At 55.2% G+C, this 534-nt stretch carries 1 rRNA gene; it reads right to left on the bottom strand.

Annotated elements, in window-relative coordinates:
• Positions 1–16: 16 nt before the first annotated feature.
• Positions 17–534, bottom strand: a 16S ribosomal RNA gene (locus tag QP324_RS11865); the annotation flags it as partial.

Raw genomic sequence — 534 nt, 5'->3', positions numbered from 1 at the left:
AATAAAAGCTCCTTAGAAAGGAGGTGATCCACCCGCACCTTCCGGTACGGGTACCTTGTTACGACTTCGTCCCAATCGCCGATCCCACCTTCGACGGCTCCCTAACAAGTTTGGGCCACCGGCTTCGGGTGTTACCAACTTTCATGACGTGACGGGCGGTGTGTACAAGGCCCGGGAACGTATTCACCGCAGCATTGCTGATCTGCGATTACTAGCGACTCCGACTTCATGGGGTCGAGTTGCAGACCCCAATCCGAACTAAGGCCGGCTTTCAGCGATTCGCTCCACCTCACAGTGTCGCTGCGCGTTGTACCGACCATTGTAGCATGTGTGAAGCCCTGGACATAAGGGGCATGATGATTTGACGTCATCCCCACCTTCCTCCGAGTTGACCCCGGCAGTCTCTCATGAGTCCCCAACCAAATGCTGGCAACATAAGACAAGGGTTGCGCTCGTTGCGGGACTTAACCCAACATCTCACGACACGAGCTGACGACAACCATGCACCACCTGTACACCAGCCACAAAGGGAAA

Origin of the sequence: Corynebacterium sp. UMB0012 (genome assembly GCF_030216265.1) — a bacterium.
Lineage (GTDB): Bacteria > Actinomycetota > Actinomycetes > Mycobacteriales > Mycobacteriaceae > Corynebacterium.
The sequence above is the reverse complement of the archived record's forward strand: the minus strand, read 5'-3'. Positions and strand labels throughout refer to the sequence as shown.